Annotated in this window: 23 protein-coding genes; 17 read left to right on the top strand and 6 right to left on the bottom strand. The window is 69.1% G+C overall.

All coding sequences use genetic code 11. The annotated features are described in order from the left end of the window. Positions 1-118: 118 nt before the first annotated feature. The gene (locus ACQY76_RS09005) at positions 119-373 is read left to right on the top strand and encodes a DUF2188 domain-containing protein (protein WP_428032540.1); all 255 of its coding nucleotides are present in this window, start codon (positions 119-121) and stop codon (positions 371-373) included. 173 nt (positions 374-546) lie between these two features. Continuing rightward, entirely contained in the window at positions 547-726 is a 180-nt protein-coding gene (locus tag ACQY76_RS09000) for a hypothetical protein (RefSeq protein ID WP_428032539.1), read from the top strand. A 41-nt stretch (positions 727-767) separates the two neighbouring features. Here ACQY76_RS09000 and ACQY76_RS08995 read toward each other — a convergent pair whose 3' ends face one another. Beyond that, entirely contained in the window at positions 768-3,392 is a 2,625-nt protein-coding gene (locus ACQY76_RS08995; RefSeq protein ID WP_428032538.1) for an AAA family ATPase, read from the bottom strand. Continuing rightward, on the bottom strand, positions 3,389-4,528 hold the full coding sequence (locus ACQY76_RS08990; RefSeq protein ID WP_428032537.1) for a metallophosphoesterase family protein: 1,140 nt from the start codon (positions 4,526-4,528) through the stop codon (positions 3,389-3,391). The genes ACQY76_RS08995 and ACQY76_RS08990 overlap by 4 nt, the downstream gene beginning before the upstream one ends. 177 nt (positions 4,529-4,705) lie before the next feature. Between ACQY76_RS08990 and ACQY76_RS08985 the strand changes: the two genes are divergently transcribed. After that, on the top strand, positions 4,706-4,882 hold the full coding sequence (locus tag ACQY76_RS08985) for a hypothetical protein (protein WP_428032536.1): 177 nt from the start codon (positions 4,706-4,708) through the stop codon (positions 4,880-4,882). Between the two features lie 28 nt (positions 4,883-4,910). On the opposite strand, the gene ACQY76_RS08980 is transcribed toward ACQY76_RS08985, so the two are convergent. Further along, the gene (locus ACQY76_RS08980) at positions 4,911-6,308 is read right to left on the bottom strand and encodes a PAS domain S-box protein (protein WP_428032535.1); all 1,398 of its coding nucleotides are present in this window, start codon (positions 6,306-6,308) and stop codon (positions 4,911-4,913) included. Positions 6,309-6,382: 74 nt separating this feature from the next. Here ACQY76_RS08980 and ACQY76_RS08975 point away from each other — a divergent pair, with 74 nt between their 5' ends. From ACQY76_RS08975 to ACQY76_RS08960, 4 genes are all read left to right on the top strand, one after another. After that, positions 6,383-6,838: an RrF2 family transcriptional regulator gene (locus ACQY76_RS08975; protein WP_428032534.1), complete on the top strand. Its 456-nt coding sequence runs from the start codon at positions 6,383-6,385 to the stop codon at positions 6,836-6,838. A 54-nt stretch (positions 6,839-6,892) separates the two neighbouring features. Then, the gene (locus ACQY76_RS08970) at positions 6,893-7,939 is read left to right on the top strand and encodes an HPP family protein (protein WP_428032533.1); all 1,047 of its coding nucleotides are present in this window, start codon (positions 6,893-6,895) and stop codon (positions 7,937-7,939) included. Positions 7,940-8,135: 196 nt separating this feature from the next. Continuing rightward, complete coding sequence (locus tag ACQY76_RS08965; RefSeq protein WP_428032532.1) at positions 8,136-8,447, top strand: PepSY domain-containing protein; 312 nt, start codon at positions 8,136-8,138, stop codon at positions 8,445-8,447. 28 nt (positions 8,448-8,475) lie between these two features. After that, a complete protein-coding gene (locus tag ACQY76_RS08960) occupies positions 8,476-9,135 on the top strand; it encodes a hypothetical protein (RefSeq protein ID WP_428032531.1) in 660 nt (219 codons plus the stop codon). A gap of 341 nt (positions 9,136-9,476) precedes the next feature. On the opposite strand, the gene ACQY76_RS08955 is transcribed toward ACQY76_RS08960, so the two are convergent. The 3 genes from ACQY76_RS08955 to ACQY76_RS08945 form a co-directional block, all read right to left on the bottom strand. Continuing rightward, positions 9,477-10,391, bottom strand: a complete 915-nt coding sequence (locus ACQY76_RS08955) for a potassium channel family protein (RefSeq protein ID WP_428032530.1) — start codon at positions 10,389-10,391, stop codon at positions 9,477-9,479. 97 nt (positions 10,392-10,488) lie between these two features. Then, positions 10,489-11,520: a fatty acid desaturase gene (locus tag ACQY76_RS08950; RefSeq protein WP_428032529.1), complete on the bottom strand. Its 1,032-nt coding sequence runs from the start codon at positions 11,518-11,520 to the stop codon at positions 10,489-10,491. A 258-nt stretch (positions 11,521-11,778) separates the two neighbouring features. Continuing rightward, a complete protein-coding gene (locus ACQY76_RS08945; protein ID WP_428032528.1) occupies positions 11,779-12,534 on the bottom strand; it encodes an SDR family NAD(P)-dependent oxidoreductase in 756 nt (251 codons plus the stop codon). A gap of 161 nt (positions 12,535-12,695) precedes the next feature. Here ACQY76_RS08945 and ACQY76_RS08940 point away from each other — a divergent pair, with 161 nt between their 5' ends. From ACQY76_RS08940 to ACQY76_RS08895, 10 genes are all read left to right on the top strand, one after another. After that, positions 12,696-13,295, top strand: a complete 600-nt coding sequence (locus tag ACQY76_RS08940) for a TetR/AcrR family transcriptional regulator (protein ID WP_428032527.1) — start codon at positions 12,696-12,698, stop codon at positions 13,293-13,295. Positions 13,296-13,306: 11 nt separating this feature from the next. Continuing rightward, positions 13,307-14,203 (top strand): LysR family transcriptional regulator, encoded by an 897-nt coding sequence (locus tag ACQY76_RS08935; protein WP_428032526.1) that lies wholly within the window; start codon positions 13,307-13,309, stop codon positions 14,201-14,203. 211 nt (positions 14,204-14,414) lie between these two features. Further along, on the top strand, positions 14,415-14,909 hold the full coding sequence (locus ACQY76_RS08930) for a RidA family protein (RefSeq protein WP_428032525.1): 495 nt from the start codon (positions 14,415-14,417) through the stop codon (positions 14,907-14,909). Between the two features lie 79 nt (positions 14,910-14,988). Beyond that, a complete protein-coding gene (locus ACQY76_RS08925; protein ID WP_428032524.1) occupies positions 14,989-16,110 on the top strand; it encodes an ABC transporter substrate-binding protein in 1,122 nt (373 codons plus the stop codon). A 162-nt stretch (positions 16,111-16,272) separates the two neighbouring features. Then, entirely contained in the window at positions 16,273-18,324 is a 2,052-nt protein-coding gene (locus tag ACQY76_RS08920) for an ABC transporter permease (protein ID WP_428032523.1), read from the top strand. Then, positions 18,321-19,103 (top strand): ABC transporter ATP-binding protein, encoded by a 783-nt coding sequence (locus tag ACQY76_RS08915; protein ID WP_428032522.1) that lies wholly within the window; start codon positions 18,321-18,323, stop codon positions 19,101-19,103. The genes ACQY76_RS08920 and ACQY76_RS08915 overlap by 4 nt, the downstream gene beginning before the upstream one ends. 5 nt (positions 19,104-19,108) lie before the next feature. After that, the gene (locus tag ACQY76_RS08910) at positions 19,109-19,885 is read left to right on the top strand and encodes an ABC transporter ATP-binding protein (protein ID WP_428032521.1); all 777 of its coding nucleotides are present in this window, start codon (positions 19,109-19,111) and stop codon (positions 19,883-19,885) included. Further along, positions 19,882-20,832 carry an arginase family protein gene (locus ACQY76_RS08905; protein ID WP_428032520.1) on the top strand — a complete coding sequence of 317 codons (951 nt, stop codon included), beginning with the start codon at positions 19,882-19,884 and terminating at the stop codon, positions 20,830-20,832. The genes ACQY76_RS08910 and ACQY76_RS08905 overlap by 4 nt, the downstream gene beginning before the upstream one ends. Positions 20,833-20,844: 12 nt before the next feature. Continuing rightward, on the top strand, positions 20,845-22,002 hold the full coding sequence (locus ACQY76_RS08900) for an aromatic ring-hydroxylating oxygenase subunit alpha (RefSeq protein WP_428032519.1): 1,158 nt from the start codon (positions 20,845-20,847) through the stop codon (positions 22,000-22,002). 5 nt (positions 22,003-22,007) lie between these two features. Beyond that, entirely contained in the window at positions 22,008-22,997 is a 990-nt protein-coding gene (locus ACQY76_RS08895) for an NAD(P)-dependent oxidoreductase (RefSeq protein WP_428032518.1), read from the top strand. Positions 22,998-23,045: the final 48 nt, after the last annotated feature.

Raw genomic sequence — 23,045 nt, 5'->3', positions numbered from 1 at the left:
GAGGCCGGCGACGCCGTGGCGATTGGCAAGCGCCCCGTTCTGCCCTTAACTACCTTGCGCCAATGGCCGCGCGGAACCGCGCTTCGGGCTCGGCGGTTGTACGGGCGGGAGGATCACCATGAGCCATATTCGCTATGAGATCGTCGAGCATGACGGGGGCTGGGCCTACAAGCTCGGCGACGTCTTCTCCGAGACTCACCCGACCCATGAATCCGCGCTCGCTGCGGCGCATGCGGCGGCCATCCGGCAGTCGGTTTCCGGCGAGACCCGGCCGATCGCCTATCAGGACAAGAGCGGTCGCTGGCATGAAGAGGTTGCCCAGGGTGGCGACCGGCCCGAGGTCGACGTCGAGGACGCTCCCGAAGGACCGTGAGACGAGGCTGCAAACTGTGCCGGCGCACCTCGTGGATGCAGCCGGGAAAGCGGGGTTCTGCAGCAGGCAATTGCAGCAGCGCGTCGCAGCCCTGTTTGCAGCCCTGTTTGCAGCCGGGCCTGCTATAGAGGGCGCAAACCGGCAGGCAATCCCCCGGCAGAGCAGGAGCCTTCATGGGCGAGAGATTCGAACGGCACCGCCAACCCTGGACCTATGAGGAGCTGGAAAAGCTGAAGCTCCTCGCCAAGAAGGGCATGGCGCTGCGGGCGATCGCCAAGGCGATGACCCGCAGCGAGGAATCGATCAAGGATCGCGCCAAGCTCGACGGCATCGGCATCGCCAAGCTACGCTGATTGCTTGCGGATTCGCTCGTGGCGAGCAGGCGCCCGCGCCGTCAGGGCTGCCAATCCGTCATCTGCAGGATGTTGCCGCCCAGCCTCTGAAACGCCCGCTGGCGGCAGGAAAAGACGATGATCTGCTGGTCGCGCGACTGGCGGTGGAGCGCATCGAACATCTTCTCGATGCGGTCATCGTCGGAATAGACCAGCGCATCGTCGAGAATGACCGGCGCCGGCCGCCCGTCGCGGGCGAGAAGCCGGGCGAAGGCCAGCCGGGTGAGCACCGAGAGCTGCTCGCGCATGCCGCCGCTCAGCCTCTCGACATCCTCGTCATGGCCGTTGCGACGGATGGTCTGCGGCAGCAACGTCCTGTCGTCGAAGGTGATCGCGACATCGTCGAACAGCAGGCCGAGCAGCGGGCGCAGCTCCGCCATGACAGGCTTGAGATAGAGGTCGCGCGCCTTGGAACGGGCCGCGTCCAGCGCCGATGCCAGCCGCTGGAGCGTCCGCACCTCGCGGGCAAACGCCTCGGCCCGGTCGGTGGCCGCCACCAGCGCGTCTTTCGTCTCGGCCCATATTTCCTCGACCGCCTCGTCGGAGCGCGCGCGGATTTCGGCGTTCAGGACGGCAATGGCCTCCCGCAGCGCCGTCGCCTCGGTGTCGGCGGCCTGCTCGACCGAGCGGGCGCGCGTCAGCGCGGCCTGCGCCGATTCGAGATCGACCGCTGCCGCCCGCAAGGTCTGCGCGCGCGCCTCGGCCTCGGTCCATATTCCGCTGAGCTCGGCGAGGCGGCGCGCCAGAGCCTGCCCGCGCGCGTCCCGCGCATCCTCCGGCCCCAGCATCGCCTCCAGCTGCGTGCACGCCGCCTTTACCGAGGCGAGCGCCGTCTCCGCCAGGATGAAGGCCTCGTCCGCGCGCAGCCGCAGCGGCTCCACCTCGCGCAGCGCGTGCCGGGCGCGCATGCGCCGCTCTTCGGCGTCGGCCAGTGCGGCGCGGGCCTGCGCCGGGTCCTCCTTCAGCTCCAGCGCCCCGGCACCGAGGACGGCCTGCGCCGCCACCTCCTCCCGCAGCCGCGCCAGCCCCTCGGGCGCCAGCAGCGCGAGCCGGCCGTGCAGCTCGCGCAGCTCGGCGTCGCCCTGTTGCGCCCGCGCCTGCCGCTCCCGCGCGGCGGCGAGATCGTCGACACCCAGCGAGGCGAGAAGCGTGCGGTGCCGGGCCTGCAGCTGTTCCAGCCGGTTGTCGGTGCGGGCCGGGCGGTTCGAGCGCAGCGTGATCGTGCCGACGCCGGCAATCACCAGCCGCGCCTGCCCCTCATAGCCACGCTCCTCGCCGGGGCGGAGCGGGACGAGGTCCATGGTGACGGGCGCGGCGGCATCGGTCTCATAGGCGATCGTGACCGAGGGCCGCGCCGCCTCTTCCACCGCGCGGAGCTTGGCCATGTCGATTTCAAGCGCCTGAAGTTCGTCGACGGCGCCCGCCGGCACGGCGGTGAGCGCCCGCTTCGCCTCGCCCTCCTCCAGCGCCCGGCGCGTGGCCTCGGCATTGGCGAGGCGCCCCTCCAGGGCGGCATGGCGCTCGCCGGCCTCCCGCGCGCGCAGGGCCGCGTCGAGCCGGGCGAGGAGAGCGCGTGTCTCCAGCTCCGCGCTCTCCGCCGCCGTGACTTCCGTGCGCGCCGTGTCGATCCCCGCCATCGCCGCGCGGCGCCGGCCCACCGCCTCGTCACGGACGCGCACGGCCTCTGCCAAGGCGGCCTGCTGCGCCGCCGATTCGGCGAGGGCGGCGCGGAAGGCGGTCACGTCGCAGTCGGCGGCGTCGCGGCGCTCCCGCGCCAGCCGGAGTTCCGCTTCGGCGGTCTTCAGCGTTTCGCCCTGGGCCTTGGCGGCATCGAAGGCCGATTGCGCCGTCTCGACCGCCCGGCGCCGCTCCTGCCGGTCCTCGGCCTTCTCAAGCTCGGCGAGCCGCTTGGCGGCCGCCATGCGCCGGGCCAGTGCCTCGTGCAGGGTCGCGACGTCGCTGGCGAGCCGCTGCTCCTCCGCCGCGAGCCGGTCGCGCAGATCGAGGGAAGCGGCGTAGCGGCCGCCGGTCTTCGCCCGTCCGGTGGCGGTGACGAGTTCCGCCAGCGCCTCCTGGGTGGTCGCCATGATCTCAGCCATGCGCCGGCCGCCGGTGATGGCCTCCACCTCGCCCTGCACCGATTCCAGCAGGCTCGCTCGCACCTGCTTCTCGCTGTCCTCCTCCGCCCGGCTGCGCTTCTCGATGCCGGTGATGCCCTGGCGCACCCAGAGCAGCCCGGCCGGCCCCGCCGTGCCGCCGCGGATGAGGCCGGCGATGAACGCCTCCGCCTCGTCGGCCTGCGCCACCAGCCGGCCGCTCGCCAGATCGGTAACCCGCGCCGACCGGCCGCCATAATACTGCTTGGTGAGGCGGAAGCGGCCCTCTGCGGTGGTGATGTCCGCCTCGACCAGCGGGTTGCCGCCGCTATAGGGGCGCAGCCGCTGCACCTCGCCCGGCGTGCCGGAATGCGGCTGGAAGAACAGCGCGTGCAGCGCCTCGAAGCTGGTCGACTTGCCGAATTCATTGGCGGCGCACAGCACGTTGACGCCGTCGCCGATGCCCTCGATCGCCACCCCGCGATTGGCGAAGCGCTTCACATTGAACAGGCGCAGGGCCGATATCTTCATGGCGCGGCCGCATCCGCGCGAGAATCCTGCGCATAGGAATACAGGCGCGCCAGCGCCGCCGACGCGACCTCGCGCTCCGCCGCCGAGCGGCCGGGGTCCTGCGCCTCGGCCAGCAGCGCGTCGGCTGCCTCGCGCAACGCACCGGCACGGTCGATCCGGTCGAGGTCGTCCGGCTCGCAGGCAGTGGCGAGGCCGGCATCGTCGAGCGCCAGAAAGGCGAAATCCGGCGCCGCGCCCGCAATCGCGCCGGCCAGCGCCGCCTGCCCGGCCAGCCGCGCCCGCCCCTGCGCGACGATGCGGGCGAGGGTCTGGCGGCGGCACCTCGCTTCCGGCAGCAGCGCGGCCAGCGCGCGCACCGGGTCGTCGTCCTCCAGCAGATGCAGGTCGAGCATCCGCCAGGAAAAGCTCGCCGTGGCGAGCGGCGCAATCTCCGGCAGGGCGGCAGGGCCGGCGAGGCTCACCAGCAGCGCCTCGCCGGGGCGCTCGTGCTTGAAGCGATCGGGCTCCGGCGTGCCGCTGTAGCGGGTGCGCGCATCCACCTCCACCGGGCCGTGCCAGTCGCCGAGCGCGAGATAGGCAAGTCCCGCCCGCCGCGCCCGGTCCGGGGCGATGACATCGGCGGCGAGCGCGTCCTCGGAGAAGCTGCGAATGGCGCCATGGGCGAGGCCGAGCCGCAGCGTGCCCTCGGGCGTCGCCTGGCCGTCCATCCATTCCGTGAGGTCGCGGCCGGGCCGCCGCGTCGTGCAGGGGGCGGGCAGCAGCATCACCTCCGGCGCCAGCTGCAGCGGGCGCGGCTCCACGGCGAGGAGCACGTTCTCGGGCGCTTCCGCCTTCAGCGCCGCCCAGAGCGGTGTCGCCTGCAGGCAATCATGGTTGCCGGGCAGGATGACCCAGCTCAGCGGCGCGTGGTGGCGCATTTCCGCCAGCGCCTGCCGCCGCACCTCCGGCGCCGGCGTTTCGGTGTCGAAGGTGTCGCCGGCGAGCAGTACCGTGTCGGCGCCCTGTTCCCGCGCGTGCTGCGCCAGCCGGGCGATGACGCCGTGCCGCGCTTCGCGCAGCCGTCCGGGCAGGTCGCCCGCGAAATTGCCGAAGCGCTTGCCCAGATGCAGGTCGCTCGAATGGATGAAGCGGAACATGATCAGCCGGCGCACGCGGTGGGGGTGGAAAGCCGGCGCGGGCCATCCGATTCGATGAGGACGTCGGTCATGCCGCCAGTGTAGCGCGAGAGCCGCGCGCAAAGAACAGTCCCGGATATGCGAATGCCGGCAAATCCTGCCGTTGCGCCCGGCTTTGCGCGCAGCTAGACATCGCGCATGACAGAAAAACTTGAATCCCTCCGCGCCCGTTTGCTTGCCGCCCAGCGCGCCCTCATCAAGGCCGCGGCGGATGCCGGCACCATTCCGTCCGACAACATGCTCCGCAAGATCGCGGACATGGAAGTGACGCTCGGCGCCATTGAAACGATGATCGACGAGGAAGGCGGCCGCTGACGCTCCGGCGCGCGGCAGATGCCCGGCGTCAGGTGCCGGAGCCGGCTTCCTTTGACGTGCCCGTCGCCGCCTCCAGCGCCGCGATGCGCTTCTTCAGCGCCTTGGTCTCCTCGAAGCGGGCCGAGACGTCGCGGACCGACGCGGCCATTCCCGTGACGATGCCGTCCGCGTCCTTGAGCAGCACGATGGTGAACTCGATCGACAGGCGCCGCCCGTCCTTGTGCAGCCCCGGCACCGCCAGCAGGTCGCCGGCGCCGTAGCGGCTCTGGCCGGAGGCCACCGTCTCGCGATACCCCTCCCAATGCCGGGCGCGGAACGGCTCGGGGATGATGATGTCGAGCGATTGCCCGAGCGCTTCGCTCTCCGCGAAGCCGAAGATGCGTTCCGCGCCCGGATTCCACAGCACGATGTCGCCGGGCGCATCGCTGACGATCACCGCGTCGGCGAGGCTGTCGAGCAGCGCCTCGCCCACGGTGGCGCGATCGACGCAGTGCCCCGTTGGCGCAGGCGCCGCGCGTGCATTTTGGGGCGCGACATCGGCGGGGGGTGCAGCGCCTGCAGCCGTGGGGCCGTCACTCATGGGATCCTCGCCTGTCAGGTCCTCGACGGCACCGAAGAATTCATGGTGCATCCGCTCCGGCGCGACGCCGCGCGCCAGCAGGCCCGGCACGAAGACCCGCATGAACTCCAGCGGGCCGCAGACGAAGTACTCCGCCTGCGCCAGCGGCGTATGGGCGGCGAGCCATTCCAGCGTCAGACGGCCGCGCCGGTCGAAATCGACGCCTTCCACCTCGGTATCGTCCGGCTGCGTGTGAAAGAAGGTCGCCTCCACCGTGCCCAGCGCCCGTGCGAGCGCCTGCACATGGGCGTGGAAGGCCTGCGTGCGGCGGTTGCGGCTGCAATGGACGAAATGAATGGGGCGACGGCGGCCCTCGGCCGCCACCGCCTCCAGCATCGCCACCATCGGCGTTAGCCCGACGCCAGCGCTCACCATGACGATCGGACGGCCGGCATCTTCCGGCAGCACGAAGCTGCCTGAGGGCGGCAGCACGTCGATGGACGTGCCCGGCACCGCCGCCTCATGCAGCCAGCGCGAGACGCGCCCCGCCGGCTCGCGCTTCACCGAAATCCGGTAGGTCTCGCCGTTCGGCGCGCTGGAAATGGTGTAGTTGCGCTTCTGGCGGCCAAAGGCGGGAATGTCCGCGAACAACGTCAGATGCTGCCCGGCGCGGTGGGGAAACGGAGCCGAACCATCCGCCGGCCGCAGCACCAAGGAGGTGATCGTGTCGCTCTCCGCATGGCGGCTATCCACCGTGAACGCCGCCATGGCCGGCGACGTACCCCAGGTCGCGCCACCCTCCCCGGCCGGAACCCTGCCGTCGCCCGTGCGTGCGTCCGTTGCCGCGTCCATCGCGATGAGCCTCATGCTTGCCTGCACTTAAATCATGTATAGGCTATCCATGATTTTGATCCTTGGAAAGCCTCCAGACGGGCGCAGCCATGCAACTGACCCGCTATTCCGACTACGCGCTGCGGGTGATGCTCTACCTCGCCGCCCGCGACGACAGGCTGTGTTCGATCGCTGAAATCGCGGCCGCCTATGGCATTTCCCACAATCACCTGATGAAGGTGCTGCACGATCTCGGCAGGGCCGGCTATGTCGCCAGCGTGCGCGGGCGCAGCGGCGGCTTCCGTCTGGCCCGCCCGGCGGCGCAGATCCGCATAGGCGCGCTGCTGCGCCATACCGAGGAAGATTTCGATCTGGCCGACTGCCCGAGCTGCGTGCTGTCCGGCGGGTGCGGGCTGGCTTCCGTGCTGGACGAGGCGATGGCCGCCTTCTTCGCGGTTCTCGACTCCTGCACCCTCGCGGATCTGATGGCGCGCCGCAGCGGCTTCCGCCATCTCATCCTGTCGCTCGAACGCGCGCGCCCCCTCGCCCCGGGCCCTGCACCGTAAGGGCGGGAGCCGTCCCGCACTAGTGCGCCACCACCTAGCCTTCTGGAGATCATCGTGCCGGCACCGTCGCGCTTCACGCTCTTCCACCCCATCCTCGCGGGCGCCACGCTGCGGGACCGCCTGCTGGCCAGCCTCGGCGCCCTCGTCGGCATCGGGCTGACGGCGCTGGTCACCGGCCTTGCGGCCAAGGACAGCGCCGCGCTGCTGTGGATCGTCCCGCCCATGGGCGCGTCGGCGGTCCTGTTGTTCGCGGTCCCGGCCAGCCCCATGGCGCAGCCCTGGCCGACCATCGGCGGCAATGTCGTCTCCGCCTTCATCGGCGTCGTCATCGCGCATTTCCTGCCGCTCTCCGCGCTGTCGGCGGCGCTCGCGGTGGGCGTGGCGATTGCGGTGATGTCGCTGCTGCGCTGCCTCCACCCGCCCGGTGGCGCAGCGGCTCTCGTCGGCCTGTTTGCCGGCGCATCATCGAGCTATGCGTTCCCGCTCCTGCCGGTCGGCGTCAATGCGGCGCTTCTGGTGGCAAGCGCGTGGGCCTATCACCGCGTGTCCGGCCATGCCTATCCTCACCGTCCGGCGGCACCCGTCGCCCCCCGGCCGGCGGAGGCGCTGCCCTGGACGTTCAGCCGCGACGACATCGCCCAGGCCGTCGAGGAACTGGGCGACACGTTCGACATCAGCCCGCAGGATCTCGAAAACATCCTCAACACCGTCAAGCAGCGCGCCTTGGTGCGTGCCTACCGGCAGCTCACGTGCCGCGATCTCATGACAGCGGATGTGGTCGCGGTGCAGGCCTCGGCCCCGCCGGAAGAGGCCCGGAGCCTGCTCGTCGCGCGGGACGTGCGCCGTCTGCCGGTGCTGGACGATAGCGGGCGCGTCGTCGGCGCCGTGGGCCTGCGCGAGCTCGTGCGCCCCGCCGGCACGGTCGGCGCGATCATGACGCCTGCCTCCACGGCCCGCCCGCAGGACCCCGCCATCGACCTGCTCGGGCGTTACGCGCAGCAGCGGGTGCACGCCGTGTTCGTCGTCGACGACGAGGGGCGCCCGGCCGGCGTGGTCACCGAGGCGGACTGGCTGGCGGTGCTGACGCGCAGCCTCGATTGAGCCTCGCGCCGGTCCCTGCCTCGTGGCGGGCCCGGCACCAAGTTTTCAATCATCAAGCGGATCAGAATACCTGAAACGCGTGGTCGGCGCTAACAACGCCGGCCACCGATTATTTGCCGTTGCCACGCGATAATTCGGAACTGTTGTGCCTAATTTGCGTTCACCTCTCACAATTCGTGATCAAAGGGGTGCCTCCATGAAGCACATACTGCCCATTATCGCCGCGGTCGCTTTTTCTTTTCCGGCTCTGGCCCAGACGCCGCCGGCAAATCCCGACCCGGCGACGCCGTCCGTGACCAGCACGGAGACTCCGGCCCCCGCTGAGCCGGCAAAGGGAGCGAACAGCTTCACGGAAGAGCAGGCTAAGTCGCGCATCGCGGCCAAGGGCTTCTCCGATGTCATGGGCCTCAAGAAGGACGATGACGGCATCTGGCGCGGCAAGGCTATGAAGAACGGCGCCTCGCACGACGTTGCGCTCGACTACCAGGGCAACGTCTTTCCGAACTGAAGACACACAGAGATAATCGGAGGAAGACATGGCGACCGTTACCGGACTGTTTGACAATTACGAAGACGCCCTCACGGCGGTGAACAAGCTCCAGGCGCTGGGCATCGACCGCGCGCAGATCAGCCTCGTCGCCAATAACAGCGACGACTGGTATGGCCGCGAGACAACGGCCACCACCACCAGCGGCACCACGACCACTGCGGGCACCACGACCCGCACCGAGCACGAGGGCCATGCCGGCGAAGGCGCCGCGACGGGCGCTGGCATCGGCGCGGTTCTCGGCGGCGCGGGCGGCCTGCTCACCGGCCTCGGCCTGCTGGCCATTCCCGGCGTCGGCCCCGTGGTCGCGGCGGGCTGGCTGGTGGCGGCGGGTGCCGGCGTGGTCGCCGGCGCGGCGGCGGGTGGTGCCATCGGTGGCATCGTCGGCGCCATGACGGCCGAAGGCGTGCCGGAAGAACGCGCCCATGTCTATGCCGAAGGCGTCCGCCGTGGCGGCACGGTCGTCTCCGCCCGGGTTCCGGACGAGCACGAGGTCGAAGCGCAGGCCATCCTCGACAACGAGGCCTCGGTCGATGTCACGACCCGCGAGCGCGCTTATCGCGACGAGGGCTGGACCCGCTTCGATCCCGACGCGCCCGTCTACACCCCGTCGGAAGTTGAGACCGAGCGCACCCGCTACCGCGCGTAACCTACGCCCCTTAGGCGCGCGGCTTCGTCGCCACGCGTGCAAGCCGATAAGCGACCGGGCCCATGGCCCGGTCGTTTCCATATGTGGCGCACAGGCCCGGCCTCACTCCTCGAAGCCGAAGAAGGTGATGATGGCGATCGTCGCCAGCATGATCATGCCGATCAGGGCGAAGATCATGCTGGGCTGAAGGTGGAAGTCGAGCAGGGTGTAAAGCGGCTGCATGGCCGCATCAAAGCATATCGCCGCCCGGCTTTCACGCCCCTGGTGACGCCCACCTTCCGCCGCACGCGCTCACGGACCTGCCAGCTACCTCCGCCCCTGAAGCGAGGCGTTCGGCGGGCTCATTCCCCGCCGGTGTCGGGAATGGTCAGAAGCTGCCCGCACGCCTTGCAATGCACGGCATCCGGCTCATGCCGCATCAGCGCGCAGCTCGGACAGCGGAACGAGACCTTGTAGGGGCGGAACAGCGCCTGGGCGAGCCGCACGAAAAGCGAAATCCCGACGATCATCGTGACGATCGCGGTCAGCTTTCCCGCTGCGCCCGGCAGCGTGATGTCGCCGAAACCGGTCGTCGTGATGGTGGCGACGGTGAAGTAGAGCGCGTCGATCCACCCTTCCATGCCCGAGCCCGGTCCGGCGAAGACGGTGTAGATAAAGCCGGTGATGACGAACAGGCAGGTGACGAGGTTGATCCCGGCGCGGCCGACATCTTCCCACTCCGCATAGCCGCGCCGGCGAAGCGCGCGCCAGAAGATGTCCTTCTGCGACATCGACCACAACCGCAAGATGCGCAGGAAGCCGAGATTTGCCAGCCACAGCGGCGCGAGCAGCGTGGCGAGCACCACCAGATCGACCCAGACCACCGGCTGCCGCAGCCAGCGCCCGAGATGCACCGCCGCGATGGCGCGGGCCGAAAGATCGGCGGCCAGCAGCAGGGCGACGGCGTAGTCGATCCACAGGAAGCCCCGCCAGTGTTGCAGCACCGGGGTGAGGATGAAAAAGCCGACAATGACGAGGTCGATGCTGGCGACCGCCCACTGGAAGCGCGTCGCCCGCCGGTCCGTCCCGGCGTAAAGTTCGCGCAGGCCCCGGCGCCACCCGGAGCGGCCGGCCGTGCCGTCGGGGTGGTGCGCCTGCTGCCGCCGTGTTTCCAGCAGCGCCGCCACCGTCGGCCCGTCGCCATGAGAATGGCCGGCATGCGTTTGGTCATCCGGTGCGGGGGCCGTCGTTTCGCTGGTGCCGGTGGCGCGCTGCATGGATCCCCCCGGCGTACGGCCCCGGTGTCGGCCTGGCAAGCATAGCGCAGCCGCGCGCCGGGCCGGCCGGATCATGCCACCGCCATCGTGGACGCTGCTATTGGTAGAGCGCGCGCATCTCGCGGAAGGAGATCAGCCGCCGCTGCCGGTCGTCCCACAACGTCAGCCGCACGCAGCCGAAGCTCTCCCACAGCGTCAGTCGCCCGACATCGCGCAGTTCGGGATGGTCGTGCAGCACTTCCGGCAGCCGGTAATAGGGAATGCGGCTGCACAGATGATGGATGTGGTGCATGCCGATATTGGCGCTGAACCAGCGCAGCACGGCGGGCAGATCGTAATGCGAGGAGCCGTGCAGCGCCGCCTCGTGGAACTCCCAGTCGTCGTTCTCGTCCCAGTGCGTGCCCTCGAACTGGTGCTGGACATAGAACAGCCAGACGCCCGCCGCCGCACCCAATATGACGACCGGCAGGTGAACCAGCAGGAACGGCCCGATGCCGAAGGCCCACATGAGCAGCCCCGCCGCGACGGCGATGCCGAGATTGGTGGTCATCGTGCTCACCCACGGCGTCCAGCCCTTGCGGGTGAAGCCGACCGGCAGCCGGCTTTCCAGCAGGAAGACGTAGATCGGGCCGATGCCGAACATCACCAGCGGGTGGCGGTACAGGCGGTAGCGCAGCCGCCCCCAGCGCGAACGCGCCAGATATTCGTCCACCGTCAGCGTGTCGATGTCGCCAATGCCACGGCGGTCGAGATTGCCGGCGCTGGCGTGGTGGATCGCGTGGCTGCGCCGCCAGTGGTCATAGGGCGTCATGGTCAGCACGCCGATCACCCGGCCGGTCCAGTCATTGCCTTTGCGGTTGCCGAAGAACGAGCCGTGGCCGCAATCGTGCTGGATCATGAACAGCCGCACCAGCAGCCCCGCCGCCGGCAGAATGAGCAGGGCGTACAGCCAGACATGGTCCAGCTTGAGCGCGGTGAGCATCGCCGCCCAGGCGAGGGCGAAGGGCACGGCGGTGATAATGAGTTCGCGGACGCTGCGGCGCGGATCAGGCTGGCGGTAGTCGTTCAGCCGGCGCGCCCAGCTTCGCGCATCGGCCTTCGCGAGCGCACTTTCACCTGCCATCAACATCTCGATCTCCGTCTCTACGCACCTCGATCGCGCGTAACCGGGCGGCTCGTCGATGTTCGTGGGGTGAGGGCCGGTTGGTCAACACAGCCAAGCCAATAACATGGCATGGAACGGTGTCGAAAATGCGCGGCAGGCGTCACTTTGTCGCTCGCGCCGCCGCCTGCTGGCACAGGCGCGCGCCGATGCGGCGGCGGGAACGCTACGCGCGGGCCGGGTGTTGCGCTTCCGGCCCGCGCGGAGGTGTTCGGCCCGTCGGCGTCAGATCTGGAAGCCGCCGGCCACGTCGATCACGCCGCCGGCGATGTAGCCGGCATCAGGGCCTGCGAGGAAGCACACGGTGCCGGCCACTTCCTGCAGCGTCGCGATCCGGCGAATGGCGTGCAGGTCCATGATCGCCTCGGGCAATTTGTCGGCGACGGCCGAGGCCATGTCGGTCGGCATGATGCCCGGCTGCACCACCGAGACGGTGATGTTGCGCCGACCGAGGTCGCGCTGCACCCCCTTCGCATAGCCCGCGATGGCCGCCTTGGTGCCGGCATAATCCGCCACGCCGGGAAACGGCACGCGGCTGCCGAGGCCGGAGCCGATGAAGATGATGCGCCCGCCATCTGACAGCACCGGCGCCGCCGCCCGCGTGGTGGCGACCACGCCCATCACGTTGATCTGCCATTGCCGGTCGAGATTGACGGTGTCGAGCGCGGGGTCGTCGACGGTCTTGCCCTGCACCGCGATGGCGGCATTGTTGACCAGAATGTCGAGCGCGCCGAAATGCGCCAGCACCGCCTCGACCAGCGGCTTGGCCGCCGCCATGTCGGCCTGGTCGGCGCGGATGGCGAGGGCGCGCACGCCCTTCGCCTTCAGCTTCTCCACCACCGCCTCGGCCTTTTCGGGCGAGGCGACATAGCTGATGGCGACATCCGCGCCCTGGCCGGCCAGCGCCTCTGCCGTCGCCGCGCCGAGACCACGCGAGCCGCCGGTGACGAGGGCGACCTTTCCCTGCAATATGTTCGACATGGGATTCCTTCTGCACGGGGGGCGGCACGGGCCGGCTTCCGCGTGCGGTTCATGGGACAGCGTTTTCATAACGCTCGTTATGTAACGATTGGTATGAAACGTGGACGCGGGCTGTCAAGCGGTTTAATAATGGTCGTTATGAAACAGATCGGGCCCGCCTGATGGGCCGTCCTCGCGCCTTCGATGTGGAAGAAGCCCTTGATGCCGTGCTCGGCGTGTTCTGGCGCAAGGGCTATGAAGCCGCGTCCTATGCGGACCTGACCGCCGCCACCGGGGTCGAGCGCCCGGCGCTCTATTCCGCCTTCGGCAATAAGGAGGCGCTCTTTCGGCTCGCCCTCGCCCGCTATTACGAGCGCCATCTCGACTATCTGCCGGTGGCGCTGCAACTGCCCACCGCGCGGGAGGTGGCGGAGCACCTCCTCTACAGCGCGATCGACCTCAACACGCGTTATGTCGAGCACACCGGCTGCCTCGGCATCAATGGCGTGCTGGCGGGCTCGGACGAAGCGGAACCGGTGCGGCAGGCATTGATCGAGGCGCGCGCCGCCGGCGAGGCGCAGCTGCGCGAGCGTTTCGAGCGCGCCAAGGCGGAGGGCGACCTGTTGGAGAGTGCCAACCCCGACGCCCTCGCCACCTTCCTGATGGCGGTGTTGCACGGCATGGCGGTGCAGGCCAAGGCCGGCTTCGGCCGCTGCAAGCTGGAAGCGGTCGCGGCGCAGGCGCTTTCGACCTGGCCGGATGGCCGCCCCTCAACCGGTTGAGTGCGCAAGCGATGGACACCCGCCATCTCGAGGCCTTCCGCGCCGTCTACGAGAACGGCTCGATGAGCGCCGCCGCCGTGCTGCTGGGCAAGTCGCAGCCGGCGATCAGCAACCTCATCGCCCGACTGGAGGACGAAATCGGGCTGAAGCTGTTCCACCGTGCCCATGGACGGCTGGAGGCCACGCCGGAGGCCGAGACCTTCTTCGCCGCCATCGTGCGCACGCTGGACGCGATGGACCGCACGCTGGCGGTCTCGCGCAACCTCAAGGGCCTGTCCTCGGCGACGCTGCTCATCGCCAGCCCGCCGGGCCTCGCCACCTATCTGCTGCCGCCCATCATCGCCGATGTGCTGAAGGAGAACACCGGCGCCACCGCGCGCTTCATCACCCGCTCCTCCTATGCGGTGCGCGATCTCGGCACCATCGGCGCCTTCGACGTGGGCTTCGCCGAATTGCCGATCGACATCCATGTCGCCTCGCTCGAACTGTTCGAGGTGGCGTGCATGTGCGTGATGCGCGCCGACCATCCGCTCGCGCAGGAGCGCTGCGTCGGGCCGGAGCAGCTCGATTCCCTGCCCTTCGTCACGCTGTTTCCCGAGCACATCACCCATATCGCCGCCGCCGAGGCGTTTTTCGAGGCGCATGCGCACTGGAACGTGGTGGCCGAGGTGGAGTTCTTCGGCACCGCCTGCGTGCTGGTGCAGCAGCTCGGCGCGGTCACGCTTGTGGACCCCGCCACCGCCCGGTTCTTCCAGACGATGGGGCTGGTCGCCGTGCCGTTCCGCCCCGTCGTGCCCTATCGCTTCGGCATGTTCCGCCCCAGCACGCGCCCGCCGGCGCGCATCTCGGTGGCGTTCATGGAGCGCTTCCGCAAGGCGCTCGCGCCGGATCTCGTGCACCCGGCCTGAGCCCGCCTGTCATCCCCGCCCGCTCAAAGTTAGGGCAGCGCCCCCGTGCCGCCGGCCGGCATCGGCAAAAAACGGTTGTGGCCCGCCCTACCCGCCCCAATCCCCTGAGGCTATAACTTTGCTTTATGGACTTCCGCTGTTTTCCGATTTGACCTTGTTGCAATTTAGAACGGAAATCAGCGAGGAGTTCGACCTGCGGAGGAAGCCCGGAATGACGATGTCGGCGACACGGCGCGTGGCGGAGCTTGGTCTCGTCCTTCCGCAGGCGGGCGGCGGCGAGGGCTATTACGGCACGCTCTACGGCAAGATGAAGCCGCATTATCTCAGCGACAAGCTGCTCTTCCTCTCCGGCCAGACCGCCGGCGTCGATAGCGCCGGCAAGGCGCTCTATCCCGGCCGGCTCGGCCGCGATGTCACGGTTGAACAGGGCTATGAGGCCGCACGGCTCACCGCGCTGAACTGCCTCGGCTGCATCAAGGACGCGGTCGGCGACCTCGACCGGGTGAAGGGCCTGGTGCGCTCGCTCAATTTCATCGCCTGCGACCCCGCCTTCACCCAGCCGCACCTCGTGGCGAGCGGGCTCTCCGACCTGTTCGAGCAGGTGTTCGGCCCGGAGATCGGCGTCGGCGGGCGCGCCTCCATCGGCGTGATGTCGCTGGCGGACGATTACTGCTTCGAGACCTGGGTGACGGTGGAGCTCCACTGATCCCCACACGGCACCACACGGCGAAGGCCGCAACCAAGCAGCGTGCAGAACGCACGGTCTCTTCCAGAGGAGAACACGCATGACGATCACTCGCATTGCCGCTGCCATGCTCGGCATCGGCCTTCTCGCTTCCCCCACGCTGGTGCGGGCGGAGGAGATCACCATCGGCTTCACCGCCGCGCTCTCCGGCGATTTCGCCGCCTTCGGCCTCAACATGCGCAAGGGGCTCGACCTTGCGGTGGCGGAGCTGAACAAGAAGGGCGGCAACACCTACAAGATCGACGCGGTGGACGATCGCGGCGAGGCGCGCGAGGGCGTGCTCATCGCCCAGCGCTTCTGCTCCGACAAGAATGTCGACGTGGTGATGGGCTATTCCTTCTCCTCCATCGCGCTTGCCGCCATCCCGGTGTTCAACGAGTGCAAGCTCCCGGTTCTGGCCTCCGCCGTCACCAGCCCGGCGCTCACCAATGTCAGCCCCTATTTCCGCCGCAACGTGCTGACCGATGCGGTGCAGGGCGCCATGATGGGCGACTACGCCGCCAAGACGCTGGGGCTGAAGTCGATCTATGTGCTGAACCAGCAGGATGATTACGGCATCGGCGTCGCCAAGGCGTTCTCCGACGCCGCCGCCAAGGACGGCGCCACCATTCTCGGCACCGAATCCTATCTGCTCGGCGCCAAGGATTTCCGCACCCTGCTGACCAAGGTGCGCGCCGCCAAGCCGGACGCCATCTTCATCGGCGGCTTCTACACCGAGGCGGCGAAGATCGCCGAGCAGGCGCGCGCGCTCGGCATCAAGGCGCAGCTGCTGTCGACCGACGGCGCGCTCAATGTCGAGCTGATGAAGCTCGGCCGCGGCGCAGTGGACGGCATGATCGTCTACGGCATGTTCGACCCGGCGGTCGCCACCCCGGCGACGGAAGGCTTCCTCACCGCCTATAAGGGCAGCTTCAAGGAAGAGCCGAGCGCCTGGGCGGCGCTGGGCTATGACGCCGGCATGGCGCTCGGCGCGGCGGTCGACCTCGCCGCCAAGGACGGCCCCGTCACCCGCGAAAGCCTGAACACCGCCTTCGGCAAGCTGAAGGACGTGCCCGGCGTCACCGGCCCCACCACGTTCGACCCCTCGGGCGACCGCGCCGGCTCGCTGTATTTCCTCGCGGTCAAGGACGGCAAGTTCGGCCTCGCGCCCAAGCAGCCGTAGGCCTCGCGCCACGCGCCCTCTCCCCGCCCGGGAGAGGGAGGAGAGGGCGGCAGGACCGCTGCCCTCTCTCTACCGACCGCGTATCGGCGGAGGCAGAACCACACCCGTTCGCGGCCGCCCGGGCCACGAACGGGAAGCCCCTGAAGGCAACACAGGCAGGCAATGGACTATCTCGGACAGCTGCTGGCAAACGGACTGGTGCTCGGGGCGATCTACGCCCTCACCGCCGTCGCGTTCACGCTGGTCTATGGCGTGGTGCGGCTGGTGAACTTTGCTTTCGGCGAGCTGTTCATGCTCGGCGCCTTCCTCACCACCTCGCTGATGCTGCCCGAGGTCCGGCTCATCGGCATGGTGGTGCCGATGCCGGGCTTCTCGCTGCCGGTCGCCGCGCTCGGCGCCATCGTGCTTACCGCGCTGGTGGGCGTCGCCGTCGACCGCATCGCCTACCGGCCGCTGCGCAACGCACCGCGCCTTGCCCCGCTCATCACCTCGATTGCCGTCTCGGTGGTGCTGCAGAGCCTCGCCCAGACCGTGTGGGGCGCGGAGGAACTGCGCTTCCCCGAATTCCACCTCGCCACCCTGCCCCCGGTGGTGCTGTTCGATTCCATCTATCTCTCGGTGATGGACCTGGTGGTGATGGCCACCGCCGTCGCCGCCATGCTCGGCCTGTCGCTGTTCATCGCCCGCTCCTCGCTCGGCCGGGCGATGCGCGCCAGCGCCGAGGACCAGATGGCGGCGACGCTGGTCGGCATCCCGGTCAACCGCGTGGTGGCCGCCGCCTTCGCCATCGGCTCGGGCTTCGCCGCGCTGGCCGGGCTGCTCTATGCGCAGACCTATGGCTTCGCCCATTCCAGCATGGGATTCCTGCCGGGGCTGAAGGCGCTGACCGCCGCCGTGCTGGGCGGCATCGGCTCCATTCCCGGCGCCGCGCTGGGCGGGCTCATCCTCGGTCTCGTCGAGGCGCTGGGTTCCGGCTACCTGCCCAACGGCACCGCCTGGAAGGACGCGATCAGCTTCGTGCTGCTGGTCGGCCTGCTCTATCTGCGCCCGCAGGGCCTGCTGGGAAAACCGGAGCTCAATTCCGCCGGGCGCGGCAGCCTGCTCGGCGGCGCCTCGGAATTCGGCGCGGACTGGCTGCGCGCCGGCTTCGCGCGTTTCGATGGCCTGCTGGCGCGCTCTGCCGCCGCCGGCCCCCGCGCGGCGCTCGGCCTGCTGGCGGTCGCCATTCTCGTCGGGCTGTTCGTGCCCTCCGATTACTGGTTGCGCATCCTCACCATGGTGGTGATCTACGGCATGCTGGCCAGCGGGCTCAACGTCATCGTCGGCTTTGCCGGCCTGCTGGACCTCGGCTTCGTCGCCTTCTGGGCGGTCGGTTCCTACCTCACCTCGATCCTGTTCGTGCTGGTGCTGAAGGACCAGTTCGGCGTTGCCCCGGCCGATATCTGGTGGCTGCTCTACCTCAATTTGCCGCTGGCCGGCCTGCTCGCCGCCGGCTTCGCCGTGCTGCTGGGCACGCCCACCTTGCGGCTGCGCGGCGACTATCTCGCCATCATGACGCTGGGCTTCGGCGAGATCGTGCGCGTGGTCGCCATCAACTGGATGGATGTGACCAACGGGCCGATGGGCATTCGCGGCATTCCCGCGCCGAACCTGTTCGGCATCGCGCTCGGATCGCCGCGCGCGCAGTTCTTCTTCGCCCTGGCGCTCGCCGTGCTGGTGGTGTTCGCCATCGCCCGGCTGGTGCGCTCCTATGTCGGGCGCGCCTGGGTGGCGATCCGCGAGGATGAGGAAGCGGCCGAGGCGATGGGCGTGCCCACCGCCCGCTACAAGCTCTACGCCTATGCCGCCAGTGGCTTCGTCGGCGGCTTTGTCGGCGTGTTCTACGCCCACAGCCAGCAATATATCAGCCCGCTGAATTTCTCGCTGTTCGAGAACATCCTGCTCTTGATGCTGGTGGTGCTCGGCGGGCTCGGCACCTTTGTCGGGCCGTTCGTCGGCGCGCTGATCTGGATCGTGTTCCTGCAGCTGGCGCTCGACCTGCCCTTCGTGCAGGCCTATCCCGAGACCCGCTTCGCCCTGCTCGGCCTCGTGCTCATCGTGCTCATGGTGTTCCGCCCGCAGGGGCTGGCGGCCAGCGCCCGCGTCGCCCTCACCATGCCCGGCACACGTCCCAGCACACGGGCCGGCGCGGACAACGTGAAGGGGGCGGCATGAAAGCTCCCTCCCCGGCGCCGCTGCTGGAGGCCCGCGCCATCACCGTGCGCTTCGGCGGGCTGGAGGCGGTGGGCGGTCTCGACATGGCCATCGCGGGGAATGCCATTCACGGGCTGATCGGCCCCAACGGCGCCGGCAAGACCACCGTTCTCAACGTGCTGACCGGCTTCATCCGCCCGACCGAGGGCCAGCTGATCTTCGACGGCGCGCAGATAGGCGGTCTCGGCGTCAACGGCTTCGCCCGCGCCGGCCTTGCCCGCACCTTCCAGAACATCCGCCTGTTCGGCGCCATGACGGTGCTGGAAAGCGTGCTGGTCGGCGCCCATCAGCGCTTTTCCGCCAACGCGCTGTCGCTCGTCTTCGGCGCGCGCTCGGCGCGCGCGGCGGAGCGGACGATGATCGCGCGTGCCTATGAGCTGCTCGACTTCGTCGGGCTGGGGGCGGATGTGGCGGACCGCGTCGCCACCACCCTGTCCTACGGCCACCAGCGCCGGGTGGAGATCGCCCGCGCGCTGATTTCCTCGCCCAAGCTGCTGCTGCTCGACGAACCGCTTGCCGGCATGAACGCGGTCGAGAAAAGCGAGATCGCCGCTCTGGTGCGGCAGGTGCGGGCGCAGGGCATCGCCGTGCTGCTGATCGAGCACGACATGCAGGTGGTGCGCAGCCTGTGCGACCACCTCACCGTGCTCGATTACGGCAAGCGGCTGGCCGACGGCCCGCCGGAACAGGTGCTGTCCGATCCGGCGGTGCAGGCCGCCTATCTCGGCCGGGCGAGGTGAGCGCGATGAGCCACACTGCACCCATCGTCCACCCCACCGCACTCACTGGTCACACCGGCCAGGCCGTGCCGCCGCTACTCCAGGTTGAAACTCTGGCCGTCTCCTATGGTCGCATCCGCGCCGTCGACGGTATCGATCTCACGGTCGAGCCCGGGCGGATCGTCTCGCTGGTCGGCTCCAACGGGGCGGGGAAGACCACGACACTGATGGCGCTGTCCGGGCTGCTGCCGCTCACCGCCGGCCGGATCCGCTTCGCCGGCGAGGACATCACCACGCTGGCGCCGGAGCTGCGGGTGGCGCGCGGCATCGCCCATGTACCGGAGCGGCGGCGGGTTTTCGCCGGCATGAGCGTGCGCGAAAACCTCGTTCTCGGCGCTTATTCGCGTGGCGACGCCATTGAAATCGCCGGCGATCTTGAACGGATGGTGGCGCTGTTCCCGCGCCTCGGCGAGCGCATGGCGCAGCTGGCGGGCACGCTGTCGGGCGGCGAGCAGCAGATGCTGGCGATCGCCCGCGGGCTGATGTCGCGCCCCTCGCTGCTCATCATGGACGAGCCCACCATGGGCCTCGCCCCGCAGATGATCGACCTCATCCTCGACACGGTGCTGGAGATCCGCAAGCAGGGCATGACCGTGCTGCTGGTCGAGCAGAACGCCGTCGAGGCGATGCGCCTGTCCGACCACGTCTACATCATGCGCCTCGGCCGCATCGTCCACCAGGATAGCGGCGCGAATATTGACCCCGAGCGCGTGAAGTCTTTCTATCTTGGAGCAGAGGCATGACGGATACCTTGGGCACCGCCCCGCGAATGCGACTGGGGACCTTTCTCGGCGTACCGCAGGCGACCTCGGCCAGCGCCGGGCAGATCGCCGTCATCGGCCTGCCCTTCGATTGCGGCACCAATGCCACCCGCATCGGCTCGCGCCAGGGCCCGGCCTCCTTCCGTGCCATGTCGAGCGAGGTGCGGCCCTTCTACCCGCCGCTGGCCGATGTCGACCCGCGCGAGGGCGACCGGGTGGTCGATCTCGGCGATGTCGACGTGGTGGCTTCCGATCTCGGCCCCTCCATGGCGGCGATGGAAGCCGCCGTGTTCGAAGTGGTGCGCGCCGATGCGGTGCCGCTCTGCGTCGGCGGCGACGGCACGGTGACGCTGCCGGTGCTGCGGGCGCTGGCGCGGCGTTTCCCGGAACTGGTGCTGATCCATATCGACGCCCACACCGACGCCTATCCCGGCGAGGATATCAACACCGGCACCACCTTCACCCGCGCGGCGCAGGAAGGGCTGATCGACACCAAGCGCTCCTTCCACATCGGCGCGCGCGGCACCATGCTGGTCGGCGGCGCCTATGACCACACGCGCGGGCTCGGCTACCGGCTGATCCCCGGCGACGAGGTGCGCCGGCGCGGGCCGGAGGCGATCGCCGCCGAGGTGCGCGAGGTGGTGGGCAACCGGCCGGTGCACCTGTCCTTCGACATGGATTATTTCGACCCATCCGCCGCGCCGGGCGTCGCCACGCCCACCTGGGGCGGCCCGCCGGTGGCGGAAGTGTTCGATCTGCTGCACGGGCTCAAGGGGCTGGATCTGGTCGGCGTCGACATCAACACGCTGAGCCCGCCCCATGACGTGCAGGGCATGTCGGCCATGCTGGCCGGCCATGTCGCCGTCATCGCCCTTCATCTCGTCCAGCTCGGCCAGGCGGAACACCGCCTGAATGCCGGGCATCCCTGAACGGAGGCCGTCATGAGTCTCGAAACGACGCTGGTTCCCGAACCTTATGTCTGGTCCGAGCCGCCGCTCGGCGATGCCAAGAGCGCGCCGACGCGCTTCTATACCGACCCGGAGGTGTTCAAGGCCGAGGTCGCGCACATCCACATGAAGAACTGGTTCTTCGCCGGGCGGGTGGAAGAGGTTGCCAACCCCGGCGACTTCAAGGCGCTCGACAGCGTCGGCGGCCCGGCGCTGCTGGTGCGCGGCGAGGATGGCGTGCTGCGCGCCTTCGCCAATGTCTGCCGCCACCGCGCCTCCATCATCATGGAAGGCTGCGGCAACGCCAAGAACCTCACCTGCCCCTACCATGCCTGGAACTACCGGCTGGACGGCACGCTGGCCGGCGCGCCGGGCATGCGCGAGGTGCCGAAATTCGAGAAGCCGCCGCACGGCCTCATCCCTATCCGCATGGAGGTGTGGGAGGGCTCGGTGTTCCTCAATTATGACGAGCACGCCCCGGATCTCATGACCCATCTCGGCAACATGCCGGAGCTGGTCGGCAGCCACCGGCTGGGCGACATGGTGACGACCTGGCACATGGATATCGAGACGCGGTGCAACTGGAAGCTGCTGCTCGAAAACGCCATGGAGACGTACCACACCGGCATCGTCCACGCCGCCACCGTCGGCGCCCAGCGCTCGGTGAGTTTTCCAACCCAGGGCAATTGGCACGTCATCCAGGTGCAGTCGAACCGCTCCATCGCCGTGCTTGGGCAGGAGCCGCCCTTCCCGCCGATCGAGGGCCTCTCCGAGCAGGCGCGCAAGGGCACCTTCTTCACGGTGATCGAGCCGACTGTGCAGTTCGTCTACGCGCAGGACTGTGCCTGGTGGCTGGCGGTGCGCCCCATCGCGGTGGACCGCTCCGTGCTCTCGGTCGGGGGGTGCTTCCCGCGCGCCTATACCGAGCTGCCCGATTTCGAAGAGCGCGCCACGCCCTATTACAAGCGCTGGGAAGCCGTGGCGATGGAGGATGTCGACATCCTGCAGAAGCAGCAGATCGGCCTCTCCTCCTGCCTCGCCCGCCCCGGCCCGCTGTCCTGGCGCGACGACATGGTGCTGGCGATGAATCGCTGGGTGATGGCGCAGCTGCCGGCCGACGTCGTCGCCGGCATGACCGACGAAAACGGGTGACCGACATGCGCGTTCTGCTCACCCACAACCGCGACCTGCTCAAGCATTTCTACGGATACAGGGCGGTCGACGCCCTGAAGGCACTGCCGATCGAGCTCGTGATGAACGACAGTAATGAGCCCCTGTCGGGAGACACACTCGTGAAGGCGGCGGAGGGCTGCGAGGTGGTCATATCCGACCGCCTCGCAGCCGGCCCGCGCGCGGTGCTGGAACGGCTGACCGACGTGCGGCTGTTCACCCGCTGCGCCGTCGACATGCGCAATATCGACGTCGATGCCGCGTCCGATGCCGGTATCCTCGTGTGCAACTGCTCCTCGGGCTATGCCGACGCGGTGGCCGAGCATACGCTGGCCCTGATGCTCGATCTCGCCCGCAACATCACCCGTGACGCCGGGCGCTACCATGCGGGCCAGGCGTCCCATGCCATGGTGTTCGGCCGGCAGATGGCCGGCGCCCATGTTGGCGTGATCGGCTATGGCTCGATTGGACGGCGCATCGTCGAGCTGGCGCTGGCCTTCAAGATGAAGGTCACGGTCTATGATCCCTATGCCCGGATCGACAATGGCGCGGTCATCCCGGTGGGACTGGACGAGGTGCTGTCGAAGCCGAACTTCGTGGTCTGCGCCGCCTATGCGACGCCGGAAACCGAGCGGATGATGAATGCCGGCGCCTTCGCCCAGATGCGACGGGACGCCTTCTTCATCAATGTCGCGCGCGGCATCCTGGTGGATGAGGACGCGCTGGAAGCGGCGCTCACCTCCGGCACCATCGCCGGCGCCGGGCTCGATGTCGGCGACGGGCCGGACCAGCAGCCCTCGCTGCGCCTCGCCCGCCTGCCCAATGTCGTCGCGACGCCGCATTCGGCGGCGCTGATGATAGAGCCCTCCGAGTTCCAGGCGATGGAAACGGTGGAACAGGTCAAGGCGATGCTGGAAGGCCGGCTGCCGATCCACGCCAAGAACCCGCACCGCCTTCCCAATTGGTTGTCGCGATGAACGCCCTGCTCCCGGTGCGCGCGCCGGCCTTTCGGCCTCCTCCCGGCG

The organism is Ancylobacter sp. (assembly GCF_965279025.1).
GTDB lineage: Bacteria > Pseudomonadota > Alphaproteobacteria > Rhizobiales > Xanthobacteraceae > Ancylobacter.
This window is presented reverse-complemented; position numbering and strand designations above follow the sequence as displayed.